General features: G+C 61.9%; 14 protein-coding genes. 10 read left to right on the top strand and 4 right to left on the bottom strand.

All coding sequences use genetic code 11. The annotated features are described in order from the left end of the window. Nucleotides 1-34 precede the first annotated feature (34 nt). From J7557_RS03125 to J7557_RS03110, 4 genes are read right to left on the bottom strand one after another with little or no spacing between them, the layout of a single operon-like run. Nucleotides 35-1,054 carry a MotE family protein gene (locus J7557_RS03125; protein WP_291417236.1) on the bottom strand — a complete coding sequence of 340 codons (1,020 nt, stop codon included), beginning with the start codon at nucleotides 1,052-1,054 and terminating at the stop codon, nucleotides 35-37. Next, nucleotides 1,051-1,500: a DUF6468 domain-containing protein gene (locus J7557_RS03120; RefSeq protein ID WP_291417234.1), complete on the bottom strand. Its 450-nt coding sequence runs from the start codon at nucleotides 1,498-1,500 to the stop codon at nucleotides 1,051-1,053. The genes J7557_RS03125 and J7557_RS03120 overlap by 4 nt, the downstream gene beginning before the upstream one ends. A 14-nt stretch (nucleotides 1,501-1,514) precedes the next feature. Beyond that, a complete protein-coding gene (fliM, locus tag J7557_RS03115) occupies nucleotides 1,515-2,681 on the bottom strand; it encodes a flagellar motor switch protein FliM (RefSeq protein WP_291417232.1) in 1,167 nt (388 codons plus the stop codon). Further along, a complete protein-coding gene (locus J7557_RS03110; protein WP_291417230.1) occupies nucleotides 2,681-3,205 on the bottom strand; it encodes a flagellar basal body-associated FliL family protein in 525 nt (174 codons plus the stop codon). Before J7557_RS03110 ends, fliM begins: the two co-directional genes overlap by 1 nt. 290 nt (nucleotides 3,206-3,495) lie before the next feature. On the opposite strand from J7557_RS03110, the gene flgF reads away from it, so the two are divergent. From flgF to J7557_RS03060, 10 genes are all read left to right on the top strand, one after another. Then, a complete protein-coding gene (gene flgF / locus J7557_RS03105) occupies nucleotides 3,496-4,233 on the top strand; it encodes a flagellar basal-body rod protein FlgF (RefSeq protein WP_291418275.1) in 738 nt (245 codons plus the stop codon). 15 nt (nucleotides 4,234-4,248) lie between these two features. Continuing rightward, on the top strand, nucleotides 4,249-5,034 hold the full coding sequence (gene flgG / locus J7557_RS03100; protein ID WP_291417227.1) for a flagellar basal-body rod protein FlgG: 786 nt from the start codon (nucleotides 4,249-4,251) through the stop codon (nucleotides 5,032-5,034). A 12-nt stretch (nucleotides 5,035-5,046) separates the two neighbouring features. Further along, nucleotides 5,047-5,994: a flagellar basal body P-ring formation chaperone FlgA gene (gene flgA, locus J7557_RS03095; protein ID WP_291417225.1), complete on the top strand. Its 948-nt coding sequence runs from the start codon at nucleotides 5,047-5,049 to the stop codon at nucleotides 5,992-5,994. Nucleotides 5,995-6,009: 15 nt separating this feature from the next. After that, the gene (gene flgH / locus J7557_RS03090; protein WP_291417223.1) at nucleotides 6,010-6,747 is read left to right on the top strand and encodes a flagellar basal body L-ring protein FlgH; all 738 of its coding nucleotides are present in this window, start codon (nucleotides 6,010-6,012) and stop codon (nucleotides 6,745-6,747) included. A 253-nt stretch (nucleotides 6,748-7,000) separates the two neighbouring features. Beyond that, on the top strand, nucleotides 7,001-7,147 hold the full coding sequence (locus J7557_RS03085) for a hypothetical protein (RefSeq protein ID WP_291418316.1): 147 nt from the start codon (nucleotides 7,001-7,003) through the stop codon (nucleotides 7,145-7,147). Between the two features lie 228 nt (nucleotides 7,148-7,375). Beyond that, on the top strand, nucleotides 7,376-8,875 hold the full coding sequence (locus J7557_RS03080) for a carboxypeptidase M32 (protein WP_291417221.1): 1,500 nt from the start codon (nucleotides 7,376-7,378) through the stop codon (nucleotides 8,873-8,875). Between the two features lie 265 nt (nucleotides 8,876-9,140). Continuing rightward, on the top strand, nucleotides 9,141-9,575 hold the full coding sequence (locus J7557_RS03075; protein ID WP_035087498.1) for a curlin: 435 nt from the start codon (nucleotides 9,141-9,143) through the stop codon (nucleotides 9,573-9,575). A 55-nt stretch (nucleotides 9,576-9,630) separates the two neighbouring features. Continuing rightward, nucleotides 9,631-10,011: a curli-like amyloid fiber formation chaperone CsgH gene (csgH, locus tag J7557_RS03070; RefSeq protein ID WP_291417218.1), complete on the top strand. Its 381-nt coding sequence runs from the start codon at nucleotides 9,631-9,633 to the stop codon at nucleotides 10,009-10,011. A gap of 227 nt (nucleotides 10,012-10,238) precedes the next feature. Further along, nucleotides 10,239-10,646 carry a curlin gene (locus J7557_RS03065; RefSeq protein WP_291417216.1) on the top strand — a complete coding sequence of 136 codons (408 nt, stop codon included), beginning with the start codon at nucleotides 10,239-10,241 and terminating at the stop codon, nucleotides 10,644-10,646. 146 nt (nucleotides 10,647-10,792) lie between these two features. Further along, nucleotides 10,793-11,212, top strand: a complete 420-nt coding sequence (locus J7557_RS03060) for a YciI family protein (RefSeq protein WP_291417214.1) — start codon at nucleotides 10,793-10,795, stop codon at nucleotides 11,210-11,212. Nucleotides 11,213-11,241 lie beyond the last annotated feature (29 nt).

The following is an 11,241-nucleotide window of genomic DNA, read 5'->3' as shown; positions in this document are numbered from 1 at the left end:
CCCGCAATTTCAAGGTTGCGGGCTTCGGGGCTGCTTACTGGCCGACGATCTGCGGCAAGGCCGCGATATCCGCCGCCTGCATCTCTTCGGGATTCTCCGAAGTCTCGGAGGCGAGTCGCACCGTCAGCTCCTGGGCCCGGACCGTGTCCATGGCGGCGAGAATCGGCGCCATCTTGCGCGGCGACATCATCTTGGCGACGCGCACCAGGATATCGATCTCAAGCTGGTTGAAGATGCCGGCGGCGTCCTTGGGCTTCATCGTCTGGTACATGGAGACGATGGCAGTGAACTGCTCTTCTTCGAGCTTCTTGCGCTCTTCGACCAGGGTCGCGATCTGCGCTTCGAGGGCCTGGAGCGTTGCCGTCCGTTCATTGGCGCGCTTTTCGGCAGCGTCGATGAGCGAGGCGCGCATGGCCAGCTCCTGCTCGTAGGTTTCAAGCTCGGTACGGCGCGCGGCCAGACGATCGAGCAGGACCTGTTCGGTGAGCGTCGGGTCAGAACCGCCGATATCGACATTGCCGGTGGGCGTCGACAATTGCGGCACGGCGTCGGCCTGCGGCGGGCAATCTCCCGGCACGACCGTGAGCTGACCACCTTGGACTTCACCGACGGGACGCGGCGCGCAGGCATTGAAGTCGGCTACGCTATTGCTGCCACCATGCTCGCCGCTGGACTGGGCAGCGTCGATATTGGCTTCGGCGACCTGCACGGTTTCACCTTCTGCAGCCGGCGCAGTGCCGTGCCCGCCTTCAGCGGCAGGAGGAGCGCCGTGGCCGCCGGCGGCGGCATCGGCCTGCTGGCCGAGCGTGGGCGAAGTATCGCCCAAGGTCGGAGCAGCATCCGAAAGGGTCGGCTGCTGCAAGGTTGTGGTTCCGGCGGGAGCTGCCGCGCCGCCACCATGGCCGCCCGCAGCTTCGCCACCACCGCCGGCCGCCATGGCCGGCGTGACGCCCGAGAGAGCGTAGTGTCCCTGGGTGACCAGGCCCACCGTCTTGAGGACGAGCAGGGCTGCCACCATCAGGATAACGACAGGAAGCAGGCGGATCCGGTTCACGCGGCAACTCCACGATTACTGACGCGCGTCGTAAGCTGTTCGAGCGCGGCGCGGACCTTGTTGGGCTGCTTGCCATCCATGCGGTCGGCCTGTTCGGCGGCCTGGCTGGGCGTCGCCAGCACGGGATGCTGGCGAGCGACATTGGTGAGGCGCACGATGCGCTGCATCATGGCAGCGCCTGCATTGACGTGGTTTGCCAGTTCGATGCCGAAACGCTCGGCTTCTTCGAGGCGCGAGCTCAGGGTCATGTCCGCTTCGACGGCGGTGGCCTTGAGCTCCTTGATGGCCTGGTTGGCAAGGTTTGTCGCCGTCACCAGATCGCCGACCATCAGCTTGAGCGCCTCGCGGTCGGCATGCAGGTGTGCCAGGCGGCGGTTGAGAATAACGCAATAGCCCAGGGTAAGCGCCATGAGCACCGCGACCGCAGCTTCAATGAACAATCCCATCGACAAGCCCAACATCATCGACCTTCCATAGATTCATCAATCGCCTCGAATGCCGCCATTGTGACCTTGGGCGGATTGAGGGGGCGGGTAACCCGCACTGAAACGTAATTTCCGATATGGCCCATGACGGCCTCGGTCAGCTCGACATCGCCGCAGCGCAGCAGCACCGGATCGCTCGGCGAACGCTCGAACATCACCGTGTCACCGACATTGAGCGCCAGAAGGCGCGACAGCGGCAGTTCCTGTTCATGCAGGACGGCGTCGATTTCGACGTCGGCCTGGTAGATTTCCGTTGCCAAGTGCCCTTCCCAGATCGGGTCGCGGCCGAACTTTTCACCCATGAACATCTGCAGGAGCTGTTCGCGGATCGGTTCGATGGTGGCGTAGGGCAGAAGAATTTCGACCTTGCCGCCGCGATCATCCATTTCGATGCGGAGTTCGATCAGGATGGCGGCATTGTTCGGCCGGGAGATGGCCGCGAAGCGCGGATTGGTTTCCATGCGCTCGAGCTTGAAATTGATCTGGGTGACCGGCTCGAAGGCACGCTTGGTGTCTTCGAGGATCACCTCAATGAGACGCTGGGCCAGCGCCTGCTCGATGGTCGTGTAGGGACGACCCTCGATGCGCACGGTAACGCCGCTGCGGCGGCCGCCGAGCAGCACGTCGATCATCGAATAGATGAGGCTGGAGTCGACGGTGAGGAGGCCGTAGTTCTCCCATTCCTCAGCCTTGATGACCGAAAGAATGGCCGGCAGCGGGATGGAATTGAGATAGTCGCCAAAGCGGACCGACGAGATGGAGTCGAGCGAGACTTCCACGTTGTCGGAGGTAAAGTTGCGCAGCGAAGTCGTCGCCAGACGCACGAGGCGGTCGAAGACGATTTCGAGCATCGGCAGACGCTCGTAGCTGACGAGCGCATTGTTGATCAGCGCCTGGACGCCGCTCAACTCGACATTGCTTGATGTTGCCGCGTCGAAGCCGAGGAGATTGTCGATTTCGTCCTGATTGAGGACACGATCCACGCCACCATCGGCAGCCGCATCCTGGCTGGCCTTGAGCATGGCGGCCCAATCTTCTTCGCCGCCATCCTCACCCGGGATATCGAAGGAAGAGCTCGCGGCATCGATCGTATCGAGGCCCCAGTCTTCCGAGAGTTTGTCTTGATCGGAAGGACCAGCCATCACTGCACCAGGATTTCCTTGAAGAGAATGCTTTCGATGCGCGCCGGGTAAACCGCGAGATTGACGCGGCGCAGCAGTTCTTCCTTGAGGCGATAGACGCCGGCCGAGCCTTCGAGGTCCGACTTGCGTAGTTCGCGCATATAGACCTGAAAGGCATCCACGACCTTGGCGAGCCGCGGCTGAATTTCAGTCATCATGTGCTCATCAGCTACTTCGAGCGCGACGGTGAGCTTCATGTAGTTCTGCACGCCATCGACGCTTTGCAGGTTCACCATCATCGGTTCGAGATTGAAGATGAAGGTATCAGCCGGAGCTGCCGCGCCATGTTCGCCGCCAGTGCCGGCCTCTGCAGCTGCGCCGTGACCGTCCGTAGCCGCAGGAGCAGAGCTGCCCGAGGACATAAAGAAGAAGAGCCCGGCACCCGCCAGCAGGACTACGACAACCGCAGCACCAATGATGATGAAGAGCTTGTTGATGCCCTTCTTGGCTGGCGCTTCACCGCCAACTTCCGCTTCCGTCGCCATAATGCCCCCGCAAGAGATAGTCGTGAGACCAGACGATTCCGGCCGCATGTCCACCTAATGCCATCTTGGTTAATGACTGGTTACTTTTAGTCTCAACCCGGCAAGTTCTGCCGAGTAGTTATTGCCGCCAGGCCTAATGCGCCCTCGGCAAAATTAACCCACACGCCAAGCTAAGATGTTGAAATTACACATCTTGTTGATCTGGCATGGTTTCTGCAATTCGAGAAGCGAGGCGGCAGGCTTGGGGAAGCAGGCCATCTCGGGGACTTACGAAACCGGGGATCGAGATGATCGAGAACGCACAACTCATAAGCCTGTCGCGCCAGATGGCGCTGCAGCGCCACATGGACATGGTGGCGAACAATATCGCCAACGTTAACACGACGGGCTTCAAGGCCGAACAGCTACTGTTCGAAGAATACAAGATGCCAGTCGCAGCCCATGGCGACTTCTCGGGCGACGATCGTACTCTTTCCTATGTCCAGGACTGGGCGACCATTCAGGACTTCTCCGATGGCGCCATGGTCCAGACCGACGCGCCCCTCGACCTCGCCATCAGCGGCGAAGGCTTCTTCACGGTGCAAACCGCAGCCGGAGAACGCTACACGCGCGGTGGCGCCTTCCAGATCAACAATGAAGGCACGCTGGTCGATCTTTCCGGCAATCCCGTGATGGGCGATGGCGGCCAGATCCAGTTCGGCCCTGAAGAGACCGACATCCGCATCGGCGCTGACGGCTCCATCTCCTCCAGCGCCGGCGCCAAGGGGCGCCTGCGCATCGTCGAATTCGAGGAAGTCCAGGCGCTGACCCGCGAGGGCAACAACCTGATGTTCGGCGGCACGCCGATCCCGGCCACCAATTCGCGCGTGCTGCAGGGCTTTACCGAAAAGTCCAACGTCTCGGGCGTGGCGGAAATGGCGGAAATGATCCGCGTGACCCGCGCCTACGAATCCATCGCCTCGCTGGGCCAGAAGCAGGACGACATGCGTCGCGATGCCATCAAGCGCCTCGGCTCCGTTTCCGCCTGACATTGAGGACCCGCCATGAAAGCTCTCTACATCGCATCGACCGGCATGAGCGCGCAGGAACGCAATGTCGAAGTCATCTCCAACAATATCGCCAACATGCGCACGCCGGGCTTCAAGCGCCAGCGTGCCGAGTTTGAAGACCTGCTATACCAGCAGATTTCCCGCGCCGGATCACAGACCTCGGACCAGGGCACGCTGGTGCCGGCCGGCCTTGAAATCGGTTCGGGTGTGCGCACCGTGGCGACCCCGCGCGTGATGAGCCAAGGTAGCGTCAACCCGACCGAGCGCGAGCTTGACGTCGCGGTTCGCGGCGAAGGCTTCTTCATGGTCAACCTGCCCGACGGCCGCACGGCCTATACCCGTGACGGCTCGTTCGAGCGCAACCAGGACGGTACGCTGGTCAATTCGAGCGGCTACGAAATCTCGGGCGGCATCACCATTCCGGGCGATGCGACGGGCGTTTCGATCTCGCCCGACGGCACCGTGGAAGCCTTTATCGGTACCGGCGGCGATGCCGTCCAGCTCGGCCAGCTTCAGGTCGCCCGCTTCGTGAACAAGTCGGGTCTCGAATCGATGGGCGACAACCTGTTCCTCGAAACCGGCGCCAGCGGCCCGGCCCAGATCGGGCTGCCGAACGCCGATGGCAATGGCAGCCTGCTGCAGAACTATCTGGAAATGGCCAACGTCAACTCGGTGACCGAAATCGCCGACCTGATCGCCGCCCAGCGCGCCTATGAGATGAACGCTCGCGTCATCTCCGGCGCTGACCAGATGATGCAGGCCACGAGCCAGCTCCGGTAATAGGAGGCAGGATTGAGCCATTTTTCCAAACTGGCCCTGGTGAGCATGCTTTCGCTCACTGCCGCCACCGCCGAGGCTGCGCCCGCGCTGCGCGGCGATATCACGGTGACCACCCAGGTCGTCACCGTGGCCGACATGTTCGATGATGCCGGCCCGCTGGCCGAGACGGCCATCTTCAGCGCACCCGCTCCAGGGACGACGGGCAAGGTGGATATTGCAGCCATCCGCGCCGCCGCCGCCCGTATCGGCATCAACAGCTTCGAGGCCAATGGCCTTTCGGCGGTGAATGTGACGCGTGCCGGCGTGATCGTGGACGAGGCCCAGCTCAAGGACCTGGTGATGGCGGACCTTTCGGCCCGCGGCCTGCTGGGTCCCGGCGTCAACACCACTGTGCAGTTCTCGCGCTTCGTCGACCCCATCCAGGTTTCGACCGGTGGTGTCGCCGTGCGGCTCGATGGCCTGCGCTATACCGCGGGGGGCCGGGAATTTTCGGCCCGCTTCCTGCTCGCCGACAACAGCCGCGTGCTCGACCTGACCGGCACGATCGACATGACAGTGGAAATGCCGCACCTGACGGCCAATCTGCCGGCCGGCACGATCCTCTTGCCCGAGCACATCGTCATGAGCCCGGTGCCGGCAGGACAGGCCAATGCCTATGCCTTCGCTCCCATCGAGCAGCTGGTCGGCATGGCGCTCAACCGCCAGAGCCGTGAGGGCATGCTACTGCGTCTTTCCGATGTCAGCGCGCCGCTCGCCGTCGCCAAGAACGACCTCGTGACCATCATGTATCGGCGTGGCCCCCTGACCCTGACGGTCAAGGGCCAGGCCATCACCGGCGCCAGCCGCGGCTCCAGCCTGCAGGTGCTCAACCTCATGTCCAAGCGCGTGATCAGCGCGACGGCCATTGCGCCGGGCACGGTCGAAGTGACCGGGGCGCCCGTGACGCTCGCCGGCCTCTAATCGGGATCGAAAGAAATGAACACCTTCAAGATCGCCACCCTGCTTACCCTGACCGTCGCGCTGGCTGGCTGCAACACCATGGACCGTCTCGCCAATGTCGGGAATGCCCCGCCGCTGACGCAGATCCAGGACCCGACCACCATGGCCGGCTACCAGCCCGTGCGCATGCCCATGCCCGAACCAATCGCCGATACCTATCAGTCGAACTCGCTTTACCGCACCTCCGCCAAGGGCTTCTTCAAGGACGAGCGCGCTCACCGCGTCGGCGACATCCTGACCGTCAAGGTCATGGTCGACGACAGCGCCAAGATCAGCAACACGACCAACCGTAACCGCTCTTCGACCAATTCGGCCGGCATGGGCGGCATCTTCGGCGCTGCCGTGGACAATCTCTCGGGCGGCAGCATCGATCCGTCCGCCGCTATCGACCTGACCTCGGGCATAAAGGATAGTGGCAATGGTTCGGTCAACCGTTCAGAAGCGCTGGAAACCTCGATTGCCGCGGTGATTACTCAGGTGTTGCCGAACGGCAATCTCGTGATCGAAGGCCGCCAGGAAGTGCGCGTGAACTTCGAAGTGCGCGACCTGATCGTCTCGGGCATCGTGCGTCCGTCGGACATCCAGGCAAACAATACCATCGCCTCGACCAAGATCGCCGAAGCCCGCATCTCCTACGGCGGCCGTGGCCAGATCACCGATGTGCAGCAGCCGCGCTACGGCCAGCAGGTCCTCGACGCGATCCTGCCCTTCTAAGGAATCTGAGTGGTCGCGCTTTCGAACCGGAAAACCGGCGACCACTTTTCCTGAAAGCGCTCAAAGAACTCGGCGGCACGTCGTCCCCATTGCGTGCCGCCGTTCCCCGGGCCGATCCAGAAGGGTCGCCCGGCCGATCGGCAGAAGCCATACGGCCTATATGAGGCGCAGCTCCCCGGCTGCGCCTCTGCCCTTTTGGGGAACCGCACATGATCCGAGGGGTTCGGTTTGAGGGGGCGGAAAGGACGGCGACATGAGCATGGCTATGGGCATTGCAATCGGCGTGGGCATAGGTGCCGCGATTGGCGCGGCAATCGACAATCTCGCCCTGGGGGTTGGAATCGGGATTGCGATTGGTGCGGGGATTGGCGCGGCCTTTGGAAAGCGGGACGATAACTGAGATTTGAGGCCTCTCAGCAGCCCTCATGGTGAGGTGCTTTGCGGAGCAAAGCCTCGAACCACGAGGGCGTGGCATGGAGGTATCGGGGCACGACCTCGCCCTTCGAGGCTACGCTACGCTTCGCACCTCAGGATGAGGTCTACTGCAGTAGGGTCTTGGTAAGCGCAGCAACCTTGATCCCCTGCCCCGCCTATGGAAAACATCTCTCGACCTTTAGGAGACCGATCCATGTCCTTCCAGAAACTCGATTCTCTCGGCCGCAAGCTGGAGGCGCTGGAACACGCGCTGTCCATTCTCGGGGCCGACGAGGCGACTCACATGGCCGTGGGCGGTGGCGACAAGCGCGCCGAGGCCATGGCGAACCTAGCCGGCATGTATCACGCCCAGGCGACGGCGCCTGAAATCGGCGACTGGATTGCCAAGGCCAAAAGCGAAGATCTCGATACCGACCAGAAGCTGGCCGTGGGCGAGTTCGAGCGCAGCTATATCAATGCGACGTGCCTGCCGACCGAGTTTGTCGAGCGGCGCACGGCGGCGACCATGCGTTCGGAACAGCTCTGGCGCGACCTGCGAGCCAAGGGCGATTGGGACACGTTTTTGCCGGCGCTCGAGGGCGTCGTGGCGCTGGTGCGCGAAGAAGCGCAATTGCGGGCCGATGTGCTCAAGCTCGAACCCTATGATGCCCTTATGGATCAATATGATCCGGGCAATCGCGTAACTGGGATCGATCCGATTTTTGCCGACCTCAAGAGCTTCCTCAGGGATTTCGTGCCCGAGGCTTTGGCGGTGCAGGAGGAGCGGTTGGCGAAGCGCCCTCGCAAGGCGTTGAACGGCCCCTACCCGATCGAAAAGCAGCGCGAACTCGGGCTCGCTGCCATGCGGGCGGTGGGCTTTGATTTCACCCATGGCTCGCTGGCTGTATCCCATCACCCCTTCTGTGGCGGCGTGCCGACCGACGTGCGTATGACCACGCGCTATCGGACGGATGAGTTTTTGTCCTCGCTGATGGGCGTGTTGCACGAGACCGGCCATGCGCTTTATGAGCAGGGCTTGCCCAAGAACTGGTCGCATTGGCCGCTGGGCAAGGCGCGCGGCATGGGCATGCATGAAAGCCAGAGCCTGTTCGTTGAAATGCAGCTCTCGCGCAGTCCGGAATTCTGGGAATATCTGCTGCCGCTGGTCGGTCAGCATCTCGGCGAAGATGCGATTCCCGGCTGGGAGATCGCCGATATTCTCAACGAAGTGAACCATGTCGAGCGCGGCTATATCCGCGTCGATGCGGACGAGGTCACTTATCCGCTGCATGTGATCCTGCGCTACGAGCTGGAACAGGAGCTGGTGGCGGGTAAGCTGGAAGCGAGCCAGATTCCGGAGGCCTGGGACGCTAAGATGACGGAATATCTTGGAATTTCGACCATAAACGATCCCAAGGACGGACCGATGCAGGACGTGCACTGGCCGGGCGGCGCCTTTGGATATTTCCCGAGCTATACGCTGGGCGCCATGATCGCGGCGCAGCAATGGGCGGCGATGGAAAAGGCCGTGCCGGATGCGCGAGCGCAGATGCGCCAGGGCGAGTTCGGGGCGATCAATCAGTGGCGTTCGGACAATATCTGGTGTCAGGCCTCGCGCTATTCGACGCCGGACCTGATTACGCGGGCGACGGGTGAGCCGCTCAATGGGGAGTTCTTCAAGGCGCATTTGAAGCGGCGGTATGGGCGGGTTTGAGGGTCAAACTGACTTGAGATTCCCGCTTTCGCGGTAATGACACGGTAGCGCGACAAGACCGACCCAATCCACATCGTCATTCTCGCGAAAGCGGGAATCTCTTTTTGTTCAACCACTTACGCCCAACCCCGGAATCATTTCCGCATTTTTCTGCCGATGAACGAATTCTGAATCCTCGCTTCAGACGCCGTTCCGGATCAGCGCCCTAAAACAGTCTCCATCAACGACGCGGTCGGAGGGACCGCAGCAAACCAGGAGACTTCAAATGATCCGCAAGTTCATCATCACCGCCGTCGCTGCCACCGTTATCGCGGCTTCCGCCGCTCCCGCCATGGCCGGCGGCATCTTTATCGACCAGACCGGCTTCGGTAACTCGGTCGGCGGCGGCCAGTCCGGCTGGAACAACACTTTTGGCGCCAAGCAGACCGGCTGGTGGAACAGCGCCGTGAGCCAGCAGTATGGCGGCAACAATGTCTCGGCCATCGGCCAGCAGGGCAACAACAACTACGGCGACGTTTATCAGAACGGCTGGAACAACCAGGGTGGCGTCGGCCAGTTCGGCAACAACCACACCGCGGTCGTGACCCAGGACGGCAACGGCAATGTCGCCGCCGGCGTGCAGGTCGGCAACAATTGCAACGCCAATGTCACCCAGCATGGCTCGGGCAACGTGACCGCCTTCGTGCAGGCCTGCCCGTAACCTCTGCGAAGCGGGGCCGGCGCCGCCGGCCCCTTCCATTCATCAGGAGGACGACATGCTTCACCCACTCATCCAAACCACGATCGCGGCCGCCGCGGCCATTACTGCCATCGGTTTTGCCGCCAATGCCAATGCGGCGGCGGGGGGCGACTTTGCCTGTGGCGTTATCAGTAAGACCCAGGGCGGCATGCTCGCCCTTGAGGGAACACTGGTGAGCCCCACGGCCCTATCGGGCCAATACCGCTTTGCGCTCAAGAGCGCCGGCGGCGGTGGCTCGACCAATATCAGCCAGGGCGGCCAGTTTTCCGCCGCACCCAATGCAGAAGTCTCGCTCGGTCAGGTCATGATCAATGCCGGCTCCAATGTCAGCGTGGATTTCACCGTGACCGCCAATGGCAAGACGTTCGACTGCTCGCAGACTGCGACGCGGACGTGAGCGCATTCCAGTTCGTTGCGTGCCCCGCGACGAAGCGGTCGGGATGACCTTCCCCTGACCCAAGACCTGCCCCGGCTTCGGCCGGGGCTCTTTTTTTGCCGCGAAGGATTCCGTGAACGAAGTCTGAATGCGCCGCTCCGGATGGGTTCAGTCGAGGCTGGCTAATCTCGTTTCATGAGCTGGAAGACCAGCACCGGGAACGCACAAACGCTTTGGAGAATTTTGAAATGACCGCCACCTTCACCAAGACTGTCGCCGCCGCCGTCGCCGCCCTCATCATCGGCATTTCGCCCGCCATGGCTGGCGGCCAGATTTCGCTCGGTTTCTCGCCCACCGATCCCGACCAGGCCCAGGCGCTCGGTCTTGGCCTCCGGATGTTTTCCGTCGTCAAGGGCATGTCGGCCAATGGCGGCAATGCCTTCCAGAACGGCAATTTCAACTCTGCCGGCTTCAACCAGAACGGCTCGAACAATTCGGGCGTGATTTTCCAGGACGGCAATGGCCATAACGGTACCATCAGCCAGAACGGCAACGACAATACCTGCGGCCTCTTCCAGTTCGGGCAGGCGACCAATGCCCAGTGCCAGCAGAACGGCGATGGTCAGAGCGGCATAACCACCGTCTTCGGCTTCTGAGCGCCGCACAGGTTCGTCTTATGCTGACGGGGCCGAAAGGCCCCGTTGTCATTTTCGCATTTTCGTCTCTGAATTGTCGAAGCGCTGAAGCTAGGATCGTCGCCAGAACAAGCAGGCAATTGAGCGCTGCCGAAAAGGAGAGACAAATGCGTGTCGTCGTTTTTGTGAAAGCCACTGTCGATAGCGAAGCCGAAATCATGCCCGGAACTCAGCTTCTGGAGGAAATGGGCCGCTACAATGAACAACTGGTGGATGCCGGCATCATGCTGGGGGGCGACGGGCTGAAACCCAGCAAATACGGCAAGCGCGTCGCTTTCAGCGGCACCGGGCGGTCCGTGATCGATGGACCCTTTGCCGAAACCAAGGAACTGGTCGCCGGCTACTGGATCTGGGAAGTACGCGATATGGACGAAGCGGTCGAATGGGTGAAGCGCTGCCCCAATCCCATGTTGGGCGATAGCGAAATCGAAATTCGTCCGGTCTTCGAAATGGCAGATTTTGCCGAGCAGATGTCGCCCGAAGCCGAGGCAATCCATGAGCGGACGCGGGAAAAGCTCGAGGGCTGAACACCGAGGCAACAAAAAAGCCCGCTTCG

This window comes from Devosia sp. (assembly GCF_017744655.1).
In the GTDB taxonomy this organism is placed as follows: Bacteria; Pseudomonadota; Alphaproteobacteria; order Rhizobiales; family Devosiaceae; genus Devosia.
This window is presented reverse-complemented; position numbering and strand designations above follow the sequence as displayed.

What these genes read in the sequence shown, in the direction of transcription:
- J7557_RS03085 (WP_291418316.1), top strand. Translation starts at nt 7,001, where the DNA reads ATGAGCATGGCTATGGGCATTGCAATCGGCGTGGGCATAGGTGCCGCG.
- J7557_RS03060 (WP_291417214.1), top strand. Translation starts at nt 10,793, where the DNA reads ATGCGTGTCGTCGTTTTTGTGAAAGCCACTGTCGATAGCGAAGCCGAA.
- J7557_RS03075 (WP_035087498.1), top strand. Translation starts at nt 9,141, where the DNA reads ATGATCCGCAAGTTCATCATCACCGCCGTCGCTGCCACCGTTATCGCG.
- J7557_RS03120 (WP_291417234.1), bottom strand. Translation starts at nt 1,500, where the DNA reads ATGGGATTGTTCATTGAAGCTGCGGTCGCGGTGCTCATGGCGCTTACC.
- flgH (WP_291417223.1), top strand. Translation starts at nt 6,010, where the DNA reads ATGAACACCTTCAAGATCGCCACCCTGCTTACCCTGACCGTCGCGCTG.
- flgG (WP_291417227.1), top strand. Translation starts at nt 4,249, where the DNA reads ATGAAAGCTCTCTACATCGCATCGACCGGCATGAGCGCGCAGGAACGC.
- csgH (WP_291417218.1), top strand. Translation starts at nt 9,631, where the DNA reads ATGCTTCACCCACTCATCCAAACCACGATCGCGGCCGCCGCGGCCATT.
- J7557_RS03065 (WP_291417216.1), top strand. Translation starts at nt 10,239, where the DNA reads ATGACCGCCACCTTCACCAAGACTGTCGCCGCCGCCGTCGCCGCCCTC.
- fliM (WP_291417232.1), bottom strand. Translation starts at nt 2,681, where the DNA reads ATGGCTGGTCCTTCCGATCAAGACAAACTCTCGGAAGACTGGGGCCTC.
- J7557_RS03110 (WP_291417230.1), bottom strand. Translation starts at nt 3,205, where the DNA reads ATGGCGACGGAAGCGGAAGTTGGCGGTGAAGCGCCAGCCAAGAAGGGC.
- J7557_RS03080 (WP_291417221.1), top strand. Translation starts at nt 7,376, where the DNA reads ATGTCCTTCCAGAAACTCGATTCTCTCGGCCGCAAGCTGGAGGCGCTG.